The sequence below is a fragment of the Sphaerisporangium sp. NPDC051017 genome (genome assembly GCF_040683095.1).
Lineage (GTDB): Bacteria > Actinomycetota > Actinomycetes > Streptosporangiales > Streptosporangiaceae > Sphaerisporangium.
The window spans coordinates 20,650-39,611 of record NZ_JBFBCI010000043.1; the positions used below are offsets into that span (position 1 = coordinate 20,650).

16 protein-coding genes are annotated in these 18,962 nt (G+C 71.2%); 6 read left to right on the top strand and 10 right to left on the bottom strand.

What is annotated here, in order from left to right; all coding sequences use genetic code 11:
- Nucleotides 1–58: 58 nt before the first annotated feature.
- Together arc and AB0M95_RS28330 are read right to left on the bottom strand one after the other, a co-directional pair.
- Nucleotides 59–1,822: a proteasome ATPase gene (arc, locus tag AB0M95_RS28325; protein WP_358521602.1), complete on the bottom strand. Its 1,764-nt coding sequence runs from the start codon at nt 1,820–1,822 to the stop codon at nt 59–61.
- 222 nt (nt 1,823–2,044) lie between these two features.
- Nucleotides 2,045–2,905 (bottom strand): tRNA (adenine-N1)-methyltransferase, encoded by an 861-nt coding sequence (locus AB0M95_RS28330; RefSeq protein ID WP_363770753.1) that lies wholly within the window; start codon nt 2,903–2,905, stop codon nt 2,045–2,047.
- A 119-nt stretch (nt 2,906–3,024) separates the two neighbouring features.
- Between AB0M95_RS28330 and AB0M95_RS28335 the strand changes: the two genes are divergently transcribed.
- Nucleotides 3,025–4,125, top strand: a complete 1,101-nt coding sequence (locus tag AB0M95_RS28335; RefSeq protein WP_363770756.1) for a GNAT family N-acetyltransferase — start codon at nt 3,025–3,027, stop codon at nt 4,123–4,125.
- Between the two features lie 33 nt (nt 4,126–4,158).
- Here the strand turns inward: AB0M95_RS28335 and AB0M95_RS28340 are convergent, their stop codons facing one another.
- Together AB0M95_RS28340 and AB0M95_RS28345 are read right to left on the bottom strand one after the other, a co-directional pair.
- Nucleotides 4,159–5,397, bottom strand: a complete 1,239-nt coding sequence (locus AB0M95_RS28340; RefSeq protein WP_363770759.1) for an aminotransferase class III-fold pyridoxal phosphate-dependent enzyme — start codon at nt 5,395–5,397, stop codon at nt 4,159–4,161.
- A 5-nt stretch (nt 5,398–5,402) separates the two neighbouring features.
- Complete coding sequence (locus AB0M95_RS28345; protein ID WP_363770762.1) at nt 5,403–6,395, bottom strand: sugar kinase; 993 nt, start codon at nt 6,393–6,395, stop codon at nt 5,403–5,405.
- Between the two features lie 88 nt (nt 6,396–6,483).
- Here AB0M95_RS28345 and AB0M95_RS28350 point away from each other — a divergent pair, with 88 nt between their 5' ends.
- Both AB0M95_RS28350 and AB0M95_RS28355 read left to right on the top strand, forming a co-directional pair.
- On the top strand, nt 6,484–7,131 hold the full coding sequence (locus AB0M95_RS28350) for a TetR/AcrR family transcriptional regulator (protein WP_363770765.1): 648 nt from the start codon (nt 6,484–6,486) through the stop codon (nt 7,129–7,131).
- Nucleotides 7,128–7,817: a class II aldolase/adducin family protein gene (locus AB0M95_RS28355; RefSeq protein WP_363770768.1), complete on the top strand. Its 690-nt coding sequence runs from the start codon at nt 7,128–7,130 to the stop codon at nt 7,815–7,817. The genes AB0M95_RS28350 and AB0M95_RS28355 overlap by 4 nt, the downstream gene beginning before the upstream one ends.
- Nucleotides 7,818–7,977: 160 nt before the next feature.
- Here the strand turns inward: AB0M95_RS28355 and AB0M95_RS28360 are convergent, their stop codons facing one another.
- A complete protein-coding gene (locus AB0M95_RS28360) occupies nt 7,978–9,438 on the bottom strand; it encodes an FHA domain-containing protein (protein ID WP_363770771.1) in 1,461 nt (486 codons plus the stop codon).
- A gap of 303 nt (nt 9,439–9,741) precedes the next feature.
- On the bottom strand, nt 9,742–10,878 hold the full coding sequence (locus AB0M95_RS28365; RefSeq protein ID WP_363770774.1) for a site-2 protease family protein: 1,137 nt from the start codon (nt 10,876–10,878) through the stop codon (nt 9,742–9,744).
- 115 nt (nt 10,879–10,993) lie between these two features.
- Here AB0M95_RS28365 and AB0M95_RS28370 point away from each other — a divergent pair, with 115 nt between their 5' ends.
- The 3 genes from AB0M95_RS28370 (at nt 10,994) to AB0M95_RS28380 (ending at nt 13,861) form a co-directional block, all read left to right on the top strand.
- Nucleotides 10,994–11,854 (top strand): PD-(D/E)XK nuclease family protein, encoded by an 861-nt coding sequence (locus AB0M95_RS28370; RefSeq protein WP_363770777.1) that lies wholly within the window; start codon nt 10,994–10,996, stop codon nt 11,852–11,854.
- A 108-nt stretch (nt 11,855–11,962) separates the two neighbouring features.
- Complete coding sequence (locus AB0M95_RS28375) at nt 11,963–13,174, top strand: sensor histidine kinase (protein WP_363770780.1); 1,212 nt, start codon at nt 11,963–11,965, stop codon at nt 13,172–13,174.
- 3 nt (nt 13,175–13,177) lie between these two features.
- Nucleotides 13,178–13,861, top strand: coding sequence for a response regulator transcription factor (locus AB0M95_RS28380; RefSeq protein ID WP_363770783.1), 684 nt, complete (start codon nt 13,178–13,180; stop codon nt 13,859–13,861).
- A 59-nt stretch (nt 13,862–13,920) separates the two neighbouring features.
- Here AB0M95_RS28380 and AB0M95_RS28385 read toward each other — a convergent pair whose 3' ends face one another.
- From AB0M95_RS28385 to AB0M95_RS28400, 4 genes are all read right to left on the bottom strand, one after another.
- On the bottom strand, nt 13,921–14,955 hold the full coding sequence (locus AB0M95_RS28385) for a dipeptide ABC transporter ATP-binding protein (protein ID WP_363770786.1): 1,035 nt from the start codon (nt 14,953–14,955) through the stop codon (nt 13,921–13,923).
- Nucleotides 14,952–15,977, bottom strand: a complete 1,026-nt coding sequence (locus tag AB0M95_RS28390; RefSeq protein WP_363770789.1) for an ABC transporter ATP-binding protein — start codon at nt 15,975–15,977, stop codon at nt 14,952–14,954. Before AB0M95_RS28390 ends, AB0M95_RS28385 begins: the two co-directional genes overlap by 4 nt.
- 55 nt (nt 15,978–16,032) lie before the next feature.
- Nucleotides 16,033–17,052, bottom strand: coding sequence for an ABC transporter permease (locus tag AB0M95_RS28395; RefSeq protein WP_363770792.1), 1,020 nt, complete (start codon nt 17,050–17,052; stop codon nt 16,033–16,035).
- An 87-nt stretch (nt 17,053–17,139) separates the two neighbouring features.
- Nucleotides 17,140–18,927 (bottom strand): ABC transporter substrate-binding protein, encoded by a 1,788-nt coding sequence (locus AB0M95_RS28400; protein ID WP_363770795.1) that lies wholly within the window; start codon nt 18,925–18,927, stop codon nt 17,140–17,142.
- Nucleotides 18,928–18,962 lie beyond the last annotated feature (35 nt).

Here is an 18,962-nt window from a genome sequence, read left to right on the forward strand (position 1 = left end):
ACGGCGACGGCGCGGCCCCTTGAGGAACCACGCCGTCGCATGCCGGTTGTCAACCAGATCAGAGGTACTGGCCGGTGTTGGCGACCGTGTCGATGGACCGCCCGGCCTCCGTGCCCTGCTTGCCGGAGACGAGGGTGCGGATGTAGACGATCCGCTCGCCCTTCTTCCCGGAGATGCGGGCCCAGTCGTCGGGGTTGGTCGTGTTGGGAAGGTCCTCGTTCTCGCTGAACTCGTCCACGCACGCGGCGAGCAGGTGCGCGATGCGAAGGCCCTTCTGCCCGGTCTCCAGGAACGCCTTGATGGCCATCTTCTTGCCCCGGTCGACGATGTTCTGGATCATCGCGCCGGAGTTGAAGTCCTTGAAGTACAGGACCTCCTTGTCGCCGTTGGCGTACGTCACCTCGAGGAAGCGGTTCTCCTCGCTCTCGGTGTACATGCGCTCGACGACCCGCTGGATCATGCCCGCGACGGTGGCCTCACGGGAGCCGCCGTGCTCGGTCACGTCATCGCCGTGGAGGGGCAGCCCGGCGGTGATGTACTTCGAGAAGATGTCCTTGGCCGCCTCGGCGTCCGGCCGCTCGATCTTGATCTTGACGTCCAGGCGGCCGGGCCGCAGGATCGCCGGGTCGATCATGTCCTCGCGGTTGGAGGCGCCGATGACGATGACGTTCTCCAGGCCCTCGACGCCGTCGATCTCCGACAGCAGCTGGGGGACGATGGTGTTCTCGACGTCGGAGGAGACGCCCGAGCCCCGGGTGCGGAAGATCGAGTCCATCTCGTCGAAGAACACGATCACCGGCGTGCCCTCGGAGGCCTTCTCGCGCGCCCGCTGGAAGACCAGGCGGATGTGCCGCTCGGTCTCGCCGACGTACTTGTTGAGAAGCTCGGGGCCCTTGATGTTGAGGAAGAAGCTCTTGCCGGACTGCCCGGTCTTCTCGGCGACCTGCTTGGCCAGGGAGTTGGCGACCGCCTTGGCGATGAGGGTCTTGCCGCAGCCGGGGGGGCCGTACAGCAGCACGCCCTTCGGCGGGCGCAGGTGGTGCTCGCGGAACAGGTCGGCGTGCAGGTAGGGCAGCTCGATGGCGTCCCTGATCTGCTCGATCTGCCGTGAGAGGCCGCCGATCTCCTTGTAGGAGATGTCGGGGACCTCCTCCAGCACCAGTTCCTCGACCTCGGACTTGGGGATGCGCTCGTAGACGTAGCCGGAGCGCGGTTCGAGCAGCAACGAGTCGCCCGCCCGGATCGGCTGGTCGAGCAGGGACTCGGCGAGGCGGACCACGCGCTCCTCGTCGGCGTGCGAGATGACCAGCGCGCGCTGGCCGTCCTCCAGGAGCTCCTTGAGCATCACGATCTCGCCGACGGTCTCGTAGCCGAGCGCCTCGACCACGTTGAGCGCCTCGTTGAGCATGACCTCCTGACCGCGCCTGAGCGACTCGGCGTCGACCGCGGGGCTGACGTTCACGCGGAGCTTGCGGCCGCCGGTGAACACCTCCACGGTGCCGTCGTCGCGGGCTTCCAGGAACACGCCGAAACCGGACGGCGGCTGCGCCAGCCGGTCGACCTCTTCCTTCAGGGCGACGATCTGGTCTCTGGCCTCCTTGAGGGTGGCCACCAGCCTCTCGTTCTGACCGGTGACGGCGGCCAGATTGGCCTGCACCTCATGAAGCCGTTCCTCCAGGACCCTGGCTTGCCGGGGGGACTCGGCCAGCTTCCGGCGCAACGCGGTGATCTCCTCCTGGAGGAAGGAGACCTGAGTTGTGAGGTCAGCGACCTCCCGTTCGCGCTGGGCGGCTCGAGCCTCAGCGTCCTCGCGAGCTGCCACAGTCACCTCCTTCCCAGTCGAGGGCGACTACTCAAGACCCTACCTATCTCGGGGGCATCCGTAACCTGGCCGGGGAGTGTTCGTGTCATTACATCCAGTGTTCAGCGTTTAGGGCCCTATTAGCGGCTCATTGCTAGTAAGCAGCTACGGAGGCGGATCTGTTCCCCGCCCATGCCACTGAGCATGATTGTTTACCGAAACGCCACACGTGGATTCCAGAGGTCATATGGCCGAATCCTCCCCATAAGCGCCCTTGGCAGGACGCCGGCGTCTCGGCGGGGGCGTGACGCCGTCCGCCATGCGACGGGCGATGACGAGGAACCCCGTGTGGCCGACCATGCGGTGACCGGGTCGCACGGCGAGCCCTTCGACATGCCAGTCGCGGACCAAGGTTTCCCACGAATGCGGCTCGGTGAAACTTCCGTGATCACGGAGGCTTTCCACCGTTCGCGACAACTGAGTCGTGGTCGCGACATAACAGCAGATCACACCCCCTGGGGTCAATGCCTTGGCCGCGGCGTCCACGCACTCCCACGGAGCCAGCATGTCGAGGATCACCCGGTCGACGTCCGTCTCGTCCAGGGACGCCACCAGATCGCCCACCACCAGCCGCCACCCCTGCATGGGGCCGCCGTAGAACTTCTCGACGTTCTTGCGCGCGACGTCCGCGAAATCCTGGCGCCGTTCGTAGGAGGTGACCGTGCCCGACTCGCCGACCGCCCGCAGCAGGAAGCACGTGAGCGCGCCGGACCCGACCCCGGCCTCCACGACCCGCGCCCCGGGGAAGATGTCGGCCATGGCGACGATCTGCGCGCAGTCCTTGGGGTAGACGACGGCCGCGCCGCGCGGCATGGACACCGTGTAGTCCTGCAGCAGGTGGCGGAAGGCCAGGTAGGACGTCCCCCCGGAGGAGCGGACGACCGAGCCCTCGGGCAGGCCGATCAGGTCGTCGTGCGGGATCGATCCCTTGTGCGTATGGAACTGCGCGCCCTCACGGAGCGTCACCGTGTGGCGCTTGTCCTTGGGATCGGTGAGCTGTACCTGATCACCGGGCCGGAACGGCCCGTGCCTGCGAAAACCCATGCCCGCTAGGCTATACTCGCGCGCGACCCACCGGTGATGGACGGCGAGCCTTCTGGGGTGGCCGGGGCCGGTGCGATAAGCGTTCGCCCTCGGCGTCCCGATGCTGGTAGCACTGGAACATGCTCCCCCGCGACACCATCCACGCAGGGCCGATCGTACTACGCCCGCCCATTGAGGGCGATGCGGAAACCATCGCCCGCGCCTGCGCCGACCCCGAGACCGCGCGGTTGCTCCCCGCGCTTCCCTTTCCGTACACCCTCGACGACGCGCTTCGGTACATCACCGAGGGGGCGGCCGCCATCTGGAGCGCGGGCGGCGCCACCTTCGCGATCGCCGACGCCGCGGGGGGCGGATGGCTGGGCGACATAGAGGTGAAGCCGCCCGACACCCGGGGTGTGTTCGAGGTCGGGTACCACCTCGCCCCCTGGGCGCGCGGCCGGGGCGTGGCCTCGGCGGCGGTCCGGGCGGTGACCGAGTGGGTGTTCGCCCAGGGTGCGCACCGCGTGGAGATCCTGGCCGACGTCGAGAACCTGCCGAGCCAGCGCGTGGCGATGGCGGCGGGCCACCGGCGCGAGGGCGTCCTGCGGGACGCCGGCCCGCGGCGCGGGGGCGGCCATGCCGACATGGTGGCCTTCGCCCGCCTGGCCCGCGACCCCGGCGAGCCGCAGCGCTCCTACCTGCCCGGCCTGCCCGGCGGGTCGCTGAGCGACGGCATGGTGCGGCTGGAGCCACTGACCCTGGACGACGTGGACTCCTACCAGGAGATGGCGAGCGAGCCGGACTCCTACATCTACATGGTGCCCCCGCAGGTCCCCGACCGCGAGGAGACGGTCCGCCGCTGCCGGTACACCGGCACGTGGTGGCTGTCGGGCGAACGCGCCGAGATGAGCGTCAGGGACGCCGCGACGGGCGCGTTCGCCGGGCACATCCAGCTCATGAACATCGTCCCGCCGCTCGGCCAGGCCATGATCGGCTACAGCCTGCACAGCCGGTTCCGCGGCCGGGGGTTCATGACCCGGGCGGTGAACCTGCTGGCCGGGTGGGCGTACGAGGCCACGCCGCTGTACCGGCTGGTGGCGGGCACGGCGGCGGTCAACACGGCCTCCCAGCGCGTGCTGGAGCGCGCCGGGTTCACCCGGGAGGCCGTGATCAGAGCGCTGCTGCCGGCCGTCGACGGCACCCGCCACGACGACATCCAGTGGGTCCGCCTGCGGGGCTGACCTCCCGGGCGGCGCGGACCTCTCGGAGTGCCGTCAGCCGGCGCCGAACTTGGCGCGCAGCCTGGCGAACGCGGCGTCGGTGCCCGCGAGCGCCCGGTCGATGTCGGCGTCGGTGTGCGCCGCGGACATGAACCAGTTGTGCCACGGGTGCAGGTACACGCCCTCGGCGAGGCACGCGTCCGCCCAGAACATGCCCTTCTCCAGCGTCGCGTCGCCCTCGAAGGACAGCCACGGGATCTGCGCGGGGCCGGTCTGGCGGACGGTGAACCCGTGCGCGGCGGCCTGCGCGGCGAGGCCCTCGCGCAGGCGGGTGCCCGCGCGCTCCATCAGGGCGACGCCGTCGATGTCGCGGAGGGTCTCGATGGTCGCCTTGGCTGCGGCCATCGCCACGGCCGAGAACCAGAACGAGCCCGTGGAGTACAGGGTCTGGGCGGGACCGCGGAGGGCGTCGGTCCCGGTGACGGCGGCGATGGCGTACCCGTTGGCCATGGCCTTGCTCCACGCCGTCAGGTCGGGGCGGACGCCGAGCGGCTCCCACGAGCCGCGCAGGTCCAGCCGGAACCCCGCGCGGACGTCGTCGATCACCAGCGCGGCGCCGATCCGGTCGGCGAGCGTGCGCAGGCCGCGGGCGAACGCCGGGTCCACCGGCTCCTGGTCCTCGAAGGAGTCGTGCTTGAACGGGGTCACGATGATCGCGGCGACGTCGCCGTCCGCCGACGCGGCGGCGGCCTCCGCGCCCGCGAGGTCGTTGTAGGGGTACTCGACGAGGTCGGCGCGCTCGTTCGGGGTGGTGCCCGCCGTGCTCGGGGTGCACCAGGGGTCGGCCCCGTGGTAGGCGCCGTGGGCGACGAGCACCTTGGCGCGTCCGGTGGCGGCGCGGACGACCATGAGCGCCTGGGTGGTGGCGTCGGTGCCGTTCTTGGAGAACATGACCCAGTCGGCCGACGGGATGGTGTCCACCATCAGCTCGGCGAGCTCCACCATGATCGGGCCGGGCCCGTTGAGGCAGTCCCCCGAGGCCCGCTGTGCCGCCGCGGCGGCCTCGACCGCCTGGTGGCGGTGGCCGAGGATCACCGGGCCCCAGCTGCACATCAGGTCGACGTACTCGCGCCCGTCGGCATCCCACTGGCGGCAGCCCTCGCCCCGGACGAAGAACTGCGGATACGCGGGGGTGAAGATCGCGGCGTTGAGGTGGCCGTACATGCCGCCGGGGACGACCTTGGCGGCCCGCTCGCGCAGGGACGCGTCGCGTCCGGGGGTGGTGTCTGCCATGTGCTCTAGATCCCTTCGATGCCGTGGGCGGCCTGGGCGGACTCGGGGGCGCGGCCCTCCGCGGGGCCTCTTGTGGGGGTCTCGGCGGCGTCGAGGTCCTTGATCGTCAGGCCGTCCAGCCCCGCGTCGGACCCGAGCCCTCCGGCAACCCGGGCGGCGACGGCCGTACCGAAACGGGCCGCCGCGACGACGTCCCGTCCGTCGAGCAGCCCGGCGATGAACCCGGCGCAGTAGGCGTCGCCGCAGCCGGTGGTGTCGACGACGGGCACGTCCAGCGCGGGGACGCGGACCGTGCCCGCGGCGGTGGCGACCAGGCTGCCCTCGGCGCCGAGGGTGATCAGCACGGCCGAAGGCCCCTCCTCCAGCAGCCGCCGGGCGGCCTCCTCCACGCCGGACGCCCCGCTGATCATCAGCGCCTGCTCCTCGTTCGGCAGGAAGTGGTCGACGTACGGCAGGAAGGCCCGGGTGGCGGGCATGAGGTCGGCCATGTTGGACAGCAGGTCCATCGTGACCACCGTGCCGCCCGCGCGCGCGGCCCCGAGCAGTTCCAGGAAGGCCGGGTCGTGCAGGCCCCAGGTCGCGTCCATGCCGCCAAGGTGCACCAGGCGGGCCCCGGTGACCAGGTCGGGATTCAGGTCGGCGAGGGACAGGCCGAGGTTGGCGCCGGGCACGTGGAACGAGGGACGGCCTCCGTCCGGGCGGATCGGCAGGATCGACGCCGCCGTCCGCTCCCCCGGCTTGCGCGCCACACCGCTCACGTCGACGCCGTGCCGCGCCATGATCATGAGCAGGAAGTCGCCGAGCTCGTCGCCGCCGACCGCTCCGGCCGAGGCGACCGGCACGCCGAGCTTGGCGAGGTCGACGGCCACCCCCGCGGCGGCGCCGGCGGCGGTGAGGCGGATCTCCTCCAGCAGGTGGGTGTCCTGCCCCTGGGGGATGGACTCCACCGGCCTCGCGAGCACGTCGACGATGTGGACCCCGAGCGTGAGGACGGTCATGGCGGTTCCTTCCGCGGTGTTCCGGGATTGCCGGATAATAGACGGGCGTCCGACTACAATGTCAAGCCTTCCACCGAGGGGACCAGGGATGCCGAAGATCGTCGATCACGAGGGGCGCCGCGAGGAGGTGGTGGACGCCGCCCGCAGGGTCATCCTGCGCGAGGGCATCGAAGCGGCCACCACCCGTGCCATCGCCAAGGAGGCCGGCTACTCCAACGGCGTACTCACCCACTACTTCGCCGACAAGGACGACATCCTGCTGTCGGCGCTGCGCGCCTCCCACCGCCACATCGTGCGGCGGCTGAAGGACAAGCTGGCCGGGCGCACCGGGCTGTCGGCCCTGCGCGAGCTGCTGCTGGACAACCTGCCCCTGGACGAGGAGCGCGCCCGCGAGACCGCCCTGGAGGTCGGCTTCTGGGGCCGGAGCCTGGCCGGGGGGACGCTGCTGGAGGTCCAGCGCGAAGAGGCCGCCGAGCTGCGCCACCTGGTGCGCGCCCTGCTCGACGCCGCCGCGGCGGCCGGCGAGATCGCCGTGGGCGAGGACCTGGACGACGTCGCCGAGCGGCTGCTCGCGCTGGTCGACGGGCTCAGCGCCCACCGGCTACTGTACCCCGACCGCGTCTCCCCCGAGACGCTCCGGCGGCTGATGACGGCCGAGCTGGACCGCCTCGCCACGCCCGTCCCCCCGGAGGCCGGGACCGCGACGGGGACGGAGACGGAGACGGAGAGGGCATGAGGCTGGCCGAGGAGCGCGAGCGGCTGTGCGAGACCGGCCGCCGCATGGTCCGGGACGGGCTGGTGCTCGGCACGTCCGGCAACGTCAGCGTGCGCGCCGGCGACCTGGTCGCGGTCACCCCCGGCGGGGTCGCCCTGGACGAGCTGACCCCCGCCGACTGCCCGGTCCTGGACCTGTCGGGCGAGATGGTGGAGGGCTCGCGCGCCCCGTCCTCCGAGGTGCCCATGCACCTGGCGATCTACGAGAGCACCGGCACCGCGGCCGTCGTGCACACCCATTCGCGGTACGCCGTGGTCGTCTCCACGACGATGACCGAACTGCCGCCGATCCACTACAACGCGCTGCTGCTCGGCGGCGCCGTCCGCGTGGCCCCGTACGCGACCTACGGCACCCCGGAGCTGGCCGCGCACGTCCGCGAGGCGCTGACGGGCCGGCAGGCCGCCCTCATGCAGAACCACGGGGCCGTGGCGCTCGGCGGCGACCTGACGCAGGCCCTGGAGGGGGCGCGCCTGCTGGAGTGGCTGTGCGCCGTCTACGTCCAGGCCAAGATGATCGGCGAGCCGCGCGTGCTGAGCGAGGAGGAGCTCATCGGCGTGATCGGCCGTGCCGCGCTCAGCGCCCGCGAGAGCGCCCGCCGGAGTGTCACCACCGCCCCCGCCCCGCGGGGCCGCGAGGACGGACGGTAGGACCGGGCGCGGCCCTTCCCGGACTTCGCCTATGGCCGCGCCTCCGGCACGGCGTGTTCGGGGCGCACTTCAGGCGATGTTCTTCCGTCGTCACTCGGAAGGGGCTCGTTCCTCACCCCTTCCTCCCTCCTCCTCCAGAACACGCCGCGCCCCGAACAGGTCAGGCCTGGCGGTGGGATTCGTAGCGCATCGTGCGCGAGACCCCGATGCGCACGGTGGTGCCGGGCAGGATCGGCACCGGCTCGTTCGGCGGGATGTCGTAGAAGTTCGGGTCGCCGGGCGGCTGGACCTGCGTGCCGTTGACCGACCCCAGGTCCAGCAGGTTGACGTCCCAGCCGTCGAGCCGCACCCGCAGGTGGCGGCGCGAGACCGAGCCGTCCGGGCTGGTCACCCGCGCCGGGCGGGCCTCGCCGGAGGTGACCTCGGGCGCGCGGTCGGGGTCGCGCCCGAGCAGGTAGTCGGCGTCGAGCGTGAGGGCCACGCCGTCGTCGAGCAGGAGCACCCCGAGCGGCGGGCGCTCGCCCTTGTAGGGCACGAGGTTGCGCTGCACGAGGGCGACGCCGCACACCGCGCAGTAGGGGACCCGCGGGTCGTTGAAGTGGTCGTTCTGGCAGTCGACGCCGTAGACCATCGGCCGGCTCAGCGGCTCGGGCGCCGGGCCCATCTCGGTGGGCTCCAGCATCGACCCGGGCGTCCCGCCGTGGTCGCCGGGATCGGGGGACAGCAGGAACGGGTCGTACTCCTGCTCCGCCGGGCCGGGACCCGCCGAGCCCGCGCGGGGCGACTCCGGGTCGGTCAGCGGCGCGGGCGGCTGCTCGTACTCGCGCGGGGGCGGCCCGGCCAGGTCGGAGGGAGGCGGCGGGACGTTCACCGGCAGCGCGGCCGTGACGGGCGGCGGGACCTCGGCCGGGCCGTGGCCCAGGCCGAACGGGACGCCCGCCGGCTCGGAACCGAAGGACGGCTCGTAGGACGGCGCCGGGTCGTAGGACGGCGCGGGCTCGTAGGAAGGCACAGGGTCGTAGGAAGGCACAGGGTCGGGGACCGCCGGGGACGGGCCGGTGCCCACCGGGGCCGGATACGACGGCTCGCCCAGCGGCGCGGGACTCGAGGACTCGGCCGGCCGGGAGGGGACGGCCTGCGGGCCGGCGTCCTCGCCGAGGTCGGAGACGACGCCGCCGCCGGGGATCACCCCTGAGTCCAGCCGGGTCTGCCGCAGCGGCCGCCCGGCGCCGGGCAGGCGCAGCTCCACCGAGGTCACCGGGGTGGTGACCAGGCGGTCGGTCCAGGTAAGGGCGTTCTTGCCGTCCAGGTGCACGTCGGTGCCCGGCCCGGTGATGGACGCCTGGGCGTCCCCGCAGACCAGGACCGCGATGCCGCCGCCCGCGCGGCCCGCGACGGCGCAGGCGATCGGCTCGGCCGTCATCGTCCGCGCCAGGACCTGGGCGGCGCGCCGGGCGAGCACCCGGCCGTCACCTCCGGCGGCCGCGGTCTCGCGCACCGCCGCCACCAGGTCGTCGGCCACGGCGTCGGCCGCGTCGCACACCAGCAACAGGCCGCCCATGTGGGCGATCAGCCCGTCGCCGGGGAGCGGGCGTACCACCCCCACGCCTTGCTCCGTCACAGAACTCTCCTCCCCAGGCCACACGACCGGACGGACGACGCCCGCGCCGGCCCCACCCGCCACCAGCCAAACACATATCCGGACGATCGCGCACCGGGGCCGGAGGGCGGTCGGTGGGCGGGACGAGGCCGGAAACGCTTCCAATGGCATCGGACCGTAGCAAAAACCACCGCGGATGTCCTACCTGCACCGGCGCGGGCGAATCATACACTTCGGGCACGCTCGGCGCCCTCTGCACGGAAAGCCGCGTGGGCGGCGGAGCCGCGAGCCCGGCCGTGCCCGACAATGCCTGACAACGGACGGTCAGACCCCCGTGAACAGGCGGTTCACGTCGGCGGTGACCAGCACGCCGAACACCTCGCCGCCGCGCTCGACCAGCAGGTATTCGCCCGAGGGGGAACCGCGCATGGCGTCGATCAGGGACTCGCCGGACAGGTCGGCGGGGAGCACCAGCGAGGGATCGAGGCTGCGCGCCAGCGAGCCGACGGTCACCCACGGCCGCCGCTGCTCGGGCGTGGCCGCCACCGCCGACTCGTTGACGATGGCGATCGGATGCCCCTCGTGGTCGACGACGACCATGGCGCCCGCCTCGGCCTGCTGCGCCCTGCGCATCGCCTCGGCCAGCGGGACCTCGGCCGTCACCGGGATCGCGCGCCGCGCCAGCGCGCGGGCCTGGACCTGCGGCATGCGGGCGCGCACCTTGGCGACGCGCAGCGACTGGCTGGCGCCGATCCAGATGAAGGACGCCAGCAGCACCGACCACAGCACCAGCCCCCACGTGGGTTGCTGGCCGGTCATCAACGACGGCAGCAGCGGCACGACGACCAGCACGACCGCGAGGCCGCGGCCGAACCAGGCGGCCGCCATGGTGCCGGAGCCCGAGTTGCGGGTGATCTTCCACACACCGGCGCGGAGCATGCGGCCGCCGTCCAGGGGAAGGCCGGGAAGCAGGTTGAACACGCCGACCATCAGGTTGGACAGCCACAGCTGGTAGGCCAGGACATGGGGGATGGTCTCCTGGGGGATGAAGAGGTTCACCACCCAGCCGATGCCGGCCAGCCCGAGCGAGACCAGCGGGCCGGCGAAGGCGACCAGGAACTCCCTCTTGGGCGTCTCCGGCTCCCGCTCGATCTCGGAGACGCCGCCGAGCAGGTAGAGCGTGATGCGGCGCACGGGCAGCCCGAAGTGGCGGGCCACCACGCAGTGCGCCAGCTCGTGGAGCAGCACCGAGACGTACAGGAAGACGGCGAACACGAAGGCGACGAGGTAAGTGACGACCGTGCCCCTGCCGGGGAGCCCATCGGACACGTAGGGCTGGAACGTGTAGGTGATGAACGCCGCGACGATCAGCCACGTCGGCGAGACGTACACGGGGATGCCGAAGGGGCGTCCCATGCGCAGCCCCGGCGACTCGGGCCGTTGCGGGGTCTGGGTGCTCATGATTGTCGTCTTCCCTCCTTGTGCCTCGATGCTACGCGCCCGCGGCGGGCGATAGGCCGATCACGTGCCGCACCCCTGGGGCGAAGTGTCGGTGCGCTGACTTACAGTTCCGTTCATGAGCATCACGGAGCCGCCCGCGATCACCGGAAGCCTCTCCCCCTCACGCGCGGGCGACTTCATGACATGTCCGCTGCTCTACCGCTTCCGGGTGATCGACCAGCTTCCCGAGCGGCCCTCGCCCGCCGCCGTCCGCGGCACTCTGGTGCACGCCGTGCTGGAGCGGCTGTACGACCTGCCGGCGGCCGAGCGCACCGTCGCCGCGGCGCAGTCCCTGCTCGACCCGCAGTGGGACAAGCTGCTCGGCCAGGTGCCCGAATACTCCGCCCTGTTCGAGGACGACGCCGAGCGCGGGCGGTGGCTCGCCCAGGCGCGGCAGATGCTGGAGCGCTACTTCGCGCTGGAGGACCCGCGCCTGCTGGAGCCCGCCCGGCGCGAGCTGTACGTCGAGGCGGTGCTGGACAGCGGGCTGATGCTGCGCGGCTACATCGACCGGCTCGACGTCGCGCCGACCGGCGAGCTGCGCGTGGTCGACTACAAGACCGGCAACGCCCCGGGGCCCGACTTCGAGGCCAAGGCGCTGTTCCAGATGAAGTTCTACGCGCTGGTGCTGTGGCGGCTGCACGGCACGGTCCCCCGCGTGCTGCAGCTGATGTACCTCGGCAACGGCGAGGTCCTGCGGTACGCCCCCGACGAGGCCGACCTGCGCGCGACCGAGCGCAAGGTGCAGGCCCTGTGGGAGGCGATCGAGCGCTCGCTCACCACCCGCGAGTGGCGCGCCCGCCGCAGCCGCCTGTGCGACTGGTGCGACTACCAGGCCCTGTGCCCGGAATGGGGCGGCACCCCTCCTCCTGTGCCCGACCGCCGCCCGGGCGACGCGGTCCGCGGCTCGCGCCGCTCGGCGACCGACGAGCTGTGAGCCCGGCGTGGCGCAGGTCACGCCGGCGCCGCGGGTCCTTCCCGGGGATGAGGGCGATATCCCTCCTCAGCAGGGTGGCGAGCGAAGAAGTCGTCCTAAATTGAGAGGGTGCGCACCACCCCCGGCAGTCCGCGAGCCTGGCTGAGAACCCACCCCCTGGTCGTCGACTCGGTTCTCGCCCTCGTCCTGGCGGTGGCCTCGTTCGTGACGACCATGCTCCCCATTCCTCAGCCGCCGGACGTGCCGCTGCCCGGCCTGCCGCTCCGCGATCCGGACCTCCTCGGCGGCGCGCTCATCCTGGCGGCCTGCGTTCTGGTGGCGTTCCGCAGGCGCTGGCCGTTCGTCCTGCTCTGCGCGGCGGAGGCGCCCCAGCTCGCCCTCATGGTGATGGGGTACGACGGCGGGCTGACGGGCCTGGCCGCCCTGGTCCTGCTCTACACCGTCGCCGCCTACCGCGGGCTGGCCCTGAGCCTGGTCGCGGCCGCCATCCTGTCGGCCTCCTACGCCGCCGGCGTGCTGATGGCCTGGGAACCCGGGGGCCTCGGCGAGCACGTGTTCGTCCTCGTGGTGGCCCTGGCGGTCTGGCTGGTGGGCCGTTCGGTACGGCTGCGCCGCGCCTACACCGCCGAACTGGTCGACCGCGCCGAGCGGCTGGAACGCGCCCGGGAGGCCGACACCCGCGCCGCACGCGCCGAGGAGCGCTCGCGCATCGCCCGCGAGCTGCACGACGTCGTCGCCCACCACGTGAGCGTGATGACCGTCCAGGCGGCCGCCGCGCGCAAGGTGCTGGAGACCCGCCCCGAGGCCGCCAGGGACGCGCTGGTGGCCATCGAGGAGATGGGCAGGACGGCGATGCGCGAGATGCGCGGCATCGTCGGCGTGCTGCGCACCGACGGCGAGAGCGGCGAGCTGGCCCCGCAGCCCGGCATGGCGGACCTGCCGGTGCTGGTGGACCAGATGCGCGAGGCCGGACTGCGCGCCCAGCTCTGGATCGAGGGCGAGCAGGCGGTCCTTCCCCCCGGCATCGACCTGGCCGCCTACCGGCTGGTCCAGGAGGCCCTCACCAACAGCCTGCGGCACGCGGGGCCCGCCGCCCGGGCGTGGGTGACCGTGCGCCGCGAGCGGGACGAACTGCTCGTGCACGTCGAGGACGACGGGCGTGGCGGGACGGGCGGGCTCACCCGCGGCCCCGGTGACCGTCCCGGGCACGGTCTGGTCGGCATACGTGAGCGCGTCGCCCTTTATGGTGGAGTTCTGCGGATCGGCCCACGGCAGGGGGGCGGATTCGAGGTACGGGCCCGATTCCCCCTCAAGGACTGACACATGACGATCCGGGTGCTGCTGGTCGACGACCAGCCCCTTCTGCGCACCGGCTTCCGGCTCATCCTGGAGGCCGAGCCCGACATCACGGTGGTGGGCGAGGCCGGCAACGGCTCCACCGCGCAGGACCAGTCCCGGGCGCTGCTGCCCGACGTCGTGCTGATGGACATCCGCATGCCCGGCGTGGACGGCATCGACGCGACGCGGCGCATCGTCCGCGACGCCGCCCCCGGCGCGCACGTGCCCCGCGTCCTGGTGCTCACGACGTTCGACCTGGACGAGTACATCGTCGAGGCGCTCCGCGCGGGCGCGAGCGGCTTCCTGCTGAAGGACGTCCCGCCCGACGAGCTCGTGCAGGCGATCCGCGTGGTCGCGGCCGGCGACGCGATCGTCGCGCCGAGCGTGACCCGGCGGCTGCTGGACAAGTTCGCCACCCACCTGCCCTCGGCCCACCAGCAGGCCACCCCGGCCCGCGTCGGCCGCCTGACCGAGCGCGAGCTGGAGGTGCTGCGCCTGATCGCCCGCGGCATGTCGAACGCCGAGATCGCCGCCGAGCTGGTGGTCAGCGAGACCACCGTGAAGACCCATGTCGGCAACGTCCTCACCAAGCTGGCGCTGCGCGACCGCGTCCAGGCCGTGGTGCTGGCCTACGAGACGGGGTTGATCACCCCGGGCGCGATCCCCTAGAGCCGCCCTAGAGCAACGGCCCCTTCAGGCCACGTCCGGGGCCCTGGACGGGCGCGCGCTCAGGCGGGCGCCTGCGGGGCCGGGTCGCCCTGGACGGCGTTCTTGGGCGTGTTCTCCGGGAAGTGGCAGGCGACGCGGTGGCCGGTGGCCATCTCGGCGAGCGGGGGCTCGATGGTCTTGCAGATCTCCTGCGCCTTCCAGCAGCGGGTGTGGAACCGGCAGGCCGGCGGCGGGTTGAGCGGGCTCGGCACGTCGCCCTGGAGGCGGATGCGCTCGCGGCCGGCGCGGCGCTTGACGTCGGGCACCGGCACGGCCGACAGCAGCGCGGTCGTGTACGGGTGCATCGGCGTCTCGTACAGGCTCTTGCTCTCGGCCAGCTCGACGATCTTGCCGAGGTACATGACGGCGACGCGGTCGCTGATGTGCCGCACCACCGACAGGTCGTGCGCGATGACGACGTAGGTCAGGTCCAGCTCGTTCTGCAGGTCCTCCAGCAGGTTGACGACCTGGGCCTGGATCGACACGTCGAGCGCCGACACCGGCTCGTCGGCGATGATGAGCTTGGGCTTGAGGGCCAGCGTGCGGGCGATGCCGATGCGCTGCCGCTGCCCGCCGGAGAACTCGTGCGGGTAGCGGTTGTAGTGCTCGGGGTTGAGCCCGACCAGCTCCAGGATGTCCTGGACGGCCTTCTTCGTGCCGTGCTCGGTCTTCACGCCCTGGATCCGGAACGGCGCGCCGACGATGGCGCCGACGGTGTGGCGCGGGTTCAGCGAGCTGTACGGGTCCTGGAAGATCATCTGCATGTCGCGGCGCAGCGGGCGCAGCGCGCCCTGCGACATGTGGGTGATGTCGCGGCCCTCGAAGAGGATCTTCCCGCCCGTGGGCTCCAGCAGCCGGGTGATCAGGCGGCCGGTGGTCGTCTTGCCGCAGCCCGACTCCCCCACCAGGCCGAGCGTCTCGCCCGTGCGGACCTCGAAGTCCAGCCCGTCGACCGCCTTGACGGCACCGACCTGGCGCTTGATCAGACCCTTGGTGATCGGGAAGTGCTTCTCCAGTCCCTGGACGGACAGCAGGGTCTCGGACTGCTCGCTCACACGGACTCCAGGGTGGGCTTGATCTCTTGCTCCCAGACGGCGCGGCGTTCCTCGCGCGACATGTGGCAGCGCACCAGGTGACCGCCCTCGGTCTCGAGGAGCTCGGGCACCTCGGTCCTGCCCTTGCCGCCGGTCCGGGGCTCGTACGCGCAGCGAGGGTGGAACGCGCAGCCGGACGGCACGTTGATGAGGGACGGGGGCGTGCCCTTGATGGGGGTCAGCCGCTCGGTGCGCTCGCGGTCGAGCCGGGGCATCGAGCCCAGCAGGCCCCAGGTGTAGGGGTGCTCGGGCCGCTCGAAGATGTCCTCGGCGGTGCCGTACTCGATGCACTTGCCGCCGTACATCACCAGGATGTCGTCGGAGAGCTCGGCCACCACGCCGAGGTCGTGGGTGATGATGATCAGCGCGGAGTTGAACTCCTGCTGCAGGTCGCGCATGAGGTCGAGGATCTGCGCCTGGACGGTCACGTCCAGCGCGGTCGTCGGCTCGTCGGCGATGAGCAGCTCGGGGTCGCACGACAGCGCCATGGCGATCATCGCGCGCTGGCGCATGCCGCCGGAGAACTCGTGCGGGTAGCTGTCCACCCGCCTGTCCGGCTGCGGGATGCCGACCCGGCCGAGCAGGTCGACGGCATGCTTGCGCGCCACCGCCTTGCTCACCTTGTTGTGGATCCGGTACGCCTCGATGATCTGCGCGCCCACCGTGTAGTACGGATGCATCGCGGACAGCGGATCCTGAAAGATCATCGCCATCTTCTTGCCGCGCAGCGTGCGCACGTGCTCGGCGCCGGCGGCGACGAGCTCCTCGCCGTCCAGCCAGATCTCGCCGGAGATCTTCGCCCGGCCACCCTTGTGCAGGCCGAGGATGCCCAGGCTGGTGACGCTCTTGCCGGACCCGGACTCGCCGACGATGCCGAGCGTCCTGCCGCGCGCCAGCTCGAAGGACAGGCCGTCGACCGACTTGACAAGGCCGTCGTCCGTGGGGAAATGAATGCGCAGGTCGTTCAGCTCGAGAAAGCTCACGAACCCTCCTTCGCCGCCCGGGCGCCGATGCGGCCGCCCGCCCGATGGTCACCGGTCACGTCAGCCTCACCCTCGGGTCGACCACCGCGTACAGCATGTCGACGATCAGGTTCGCCGCGACGACGAAGAACGCGGTGACCAGCGTGACGCCCATGACCTTCGGCAGGTCCTGGCTGACGATGGCGTCGATGGCGTACTTGCCGATGCCGGGCAGCGAGAACGTGCTCTCCGTCAGCACCGCGCCGCCCATCAGCAGGCCGACATCGAGACCGAAGATGGTGACGATCGGGGTCAGCGCACCGCGCAGGCCGTGCTTGAAGACCACGGTGCGCTCGGCCAGGCCCTTCGCCCGAGCCGTGCGGATGTAGTCCTCGTTCATCGTCTCCAGCATGCCCGACCGCGTGAGCCGGGCGTACCCGGCGGCGTACAGGAAGGCCAAGGTGATCCAGGGCAGGATCAGGTTGTAGGCCCACTGGGCGGGGTTGTCGAAGAACGGGGTGAAGCTGCCGCCCGGCGCCATGATCGCCAGCGGGCGCCCGTAGCTGAACGCCACCAGCGACACGATGCCGGTGAAGAAGATGGGGAGCGACACGCCCGCGAGCGCGACGGTCATGGCCGCGCGGTCGAAGACGCTGCCGCGTCTCAGCGCCGACACCACTCCGGTCGCCACGCCGGTGATGAGCCAGATGATCGCGGCGCCGAAGGCCAGCGACATCGTGACGGGCAACCGGTTGAGCAGGTCCGGCCAGACCGGGAGCCGGGTGAGGAAGGAGTAGCCGAAGCACGGCGCGGGGCAGCGCTCGACGCCGGGCCCGTAGTCGTAGTCGGCGCCCGCGACGATGCCCTTGGCGAACCGGCCGTACTGCACGATCAGCGGATCGTTGAAGCCCAGCCGCTCGGTGGCGATCTTCACGTCCTCGGCGGTGGCGGTACGCCCGACGTAGCGGGTGGCGAGGCTCTCCGAGGTGGCGCCCGCCAGGCGCGGCACCAGGAAGAAGATGGCGAAGGTGATCATGCTCACGATGGCGAGCATGAAGACACCCCAGATCAGGCGCCGGATGATGTATGTGACCACAGTCCCCCCGGCTCCGGGGGCCGGCCGGTCGGCCGGCCCCCTGCCGCGTTCACGTGTCTATCGGATCGAACGGGTGCTCAGGGGCGCTTACTGGACGCCCATGTTGAGGTAGTCGTACATGCTGAACGCGTCGTTGATGTACACGTTCGTCACGCCCTTGCCGCGCAGCAGCAGGCTCTTCGCCCACAGTCCCGGAAGGATGAAGGCGTCCTCCATGACCTTCTGGTCGATCTGTCCCCAGATCGCCTCGCGCTTGGCGATGTCGGTCTCCTGCGCCGCCTGGTCGAACATCTTGTCGACCTCGGGGTCGCGGACGCTGACGTTGGAGGAGCCACCGGTCTCGCGGATCACGCGGCTGTCCGCCATCTGGCTGAGGAAGCCGTATCCGTCCGGCCAGTCGGCGCCCCAGCCGTTGACGGCGAGGCCGATGCCGTTGGACTTGGCGTACCCGGGCTTGCCGGCGTACAGCGCGAAGTAGTCCGCCTGCGGGAACGGCTTCAGCGTCAGCTTGATGCCGACCTTGGCCAGGGACTGCTGCAGCGCCTCGGCGGTCGCCTTCTCCTTGGGACGCTCGGCCCGGTAGGAGATGTTGGTCGAGAAGCCGTTCGGCTGGCCGCAGGCCGTCAGGTGCTCCTTGGCCTTGGCGACGTCACCGTGGTTGTCCGGGCCGGCCGGGTACAGGTTGATGTCCTTGTGGCCGGGGATCAGCGGCGGCATCAGGCTGGTCGCGATCTGCCCGCCGGAGAACTCGCCTCCGTAGGCGGTCTGGTAGGCGACCTTGTCCGCGGCGTACTCGACGGCCTTGCGGCAGTCGATGTTGTCCAGCGGCTTCACGTTGCCGTTGATCGAGGTGTACCAGAGGCGGGTCAGCGTCGGGTTGTCGGTGCCGGCCTTGAGGTTCGGGTCGGTCAGCACCCGGCCGAGGGTCGCCGGCTGGGCGCCCGTGCCCGCGATGTCGACGTGCAGGTCACCGGCGAGGATCCGGTTGTCGATGTCGTCGGCGTTGACGTTCGTCGAGACCTCGTAGCCCTCGGGCAGCGCCTTGCGGTTCGGGTCGGTCGCCGGGTCCCAGTTGTCGTTGCGGACCAGGTTGAAGCCCTTGCCGATCTCGTTCTTGTCGAACTTGTACGGCCCGGAGGAGATCACGTGCTCGCGGTACTTGGCGCCAGTGTCCTTGGCCTCGGGCACCGGGATCGTCGCCGGGAGCTGGGCGAAGTAGTCGAAGCCGCTGTAGGGCTGCTTCAGGTGGAAGACGATCGTCTGGTCGTCCGGGGTCTCGATCGCGCTGTCGGTGTTGACGCCCTTGGACTTGTAGGGGCCCTTGTAGTCCTTCGGCAGGTCGAGGGTTTCGTTGAAGTAGGTGTACCCGTCGGGGAACACCTCCTTGTCCAGCGACCGCAGCACGCCGTACTTCACGTCCTTGGACGTGATCGGGGTGCCGTCCTCGAACTTCACCCCCTGCTTCAGCTTGTACGTCCAGGTCTTCGCCCCGTCGCTCGGGACGCCCAGGCTCTCGGCGAGGTCGGGGATGAGCTGGTTGCCCTCCTTGCCCGGCGCCGGCTTGAACATCACGAGGGACCGGCCGTAGAGCCGGACGAAGTTCCACGAGTAGCCGTAGTACGTGTCCGCCGGGTCCAGGGAGTCCCAGTCACCCGCGTTGGCGAACTTCAGGATGCCGCCCTTCTTGTCGGAAGGGTTGAACACCTTGTCCAGGGCCGCGTTGAACTCGGCCTTGGGTGCGTCGCCACCTCCGCTCGAGGCCGGCGCCGAGCCGGAGGAGCTCGGCGACGTGGCGGTGCCGCCGCCACAGGCGGCCAGCCCCAGGGCGAGAACCGCACTCAGGGCGGTCACCCCCAGCGTGGTCTTTCTCTTCATCTACACAACCCCTTGTTGTCGAGGCCAGGGAACTA

Excerpts from the sequence above, each read along its gene's own strand:
- AB0M95_RS28365 (WP_363770774.1), bottom strand. The coding sequence starts at position 10,878 with ATGAGCACCCAGACCCCGCAACGGCCCGAGTCGCCGGGGCTGCGCATG.
- AB0M95_RS28400 (WP_363770795.1), bottom strand. The coding sequence starts at position 18,927 with ATGAAGAGAAAGACCACGCTGGGGGTGACCGCCCTGAGTGCGGTTCTC.
- AB0M95_RS28380 (WP_363770783.1), top strand. The coding sequence starts at position 13,178 with ATGACGATCCGGGTGCTGCTGGTCGACGACCAGCCCCTTCTGCGCACC.
- AB0M95_RS28350 (WP_363770765.1), top strand. The coding sequence starts at position 6,484 with ATGCCGAAGATCGTCGATCACGAGGGGCGCCGCGAGGAGGTGGTGGAC.
- AB0M95_RS28370 (WP_363770777.1), top strand. The coding sequence starts at position 10,994 with ATGAGCATCACGGAGCCGCCCGCGATCACCGGAAGCCTCTCCCCCTCA.
- AB0M95_RS28345 (WP_363770762.1), bottom strand. The coding sequence starts at position 6,395 with ATGACCGTCCTCACGCTCGGGGTCCACATCGTCGACGTGCTCGCGAGG.
- AB0M95_RS28330 (WP_363770753.1), bottom strand. The coding sequence starts at position 2,905 with ATGGGTTTTCGCAGGCACGGGCCGTTCCGGCCCGGTGATCAGGTACAG.
- AB0M95_RS28335 (WP_363770756.1), top strand. The coding sequence starts at position 3,025 with ATGCTCCCCCGCGACACCATCCACGCAGGGCCGATCGTACTACGCCCG.
- AB0M95_RS28355 (WP_363770768.1), top strand. The coding sequence starts at position 7,128 with ATGAGGCTGGCCGAGGAGCGCGAGCGGCTGTGCGAGACCGGCCGCCGC.
- AB0M95_RS28340 (WP_363770759.1), bottom strand. The coding sequence starts at position 5,397 with ATGGCAGACACCACCCCCGGACGCGACGCGTCCCTGCGCGAGCGGGCC.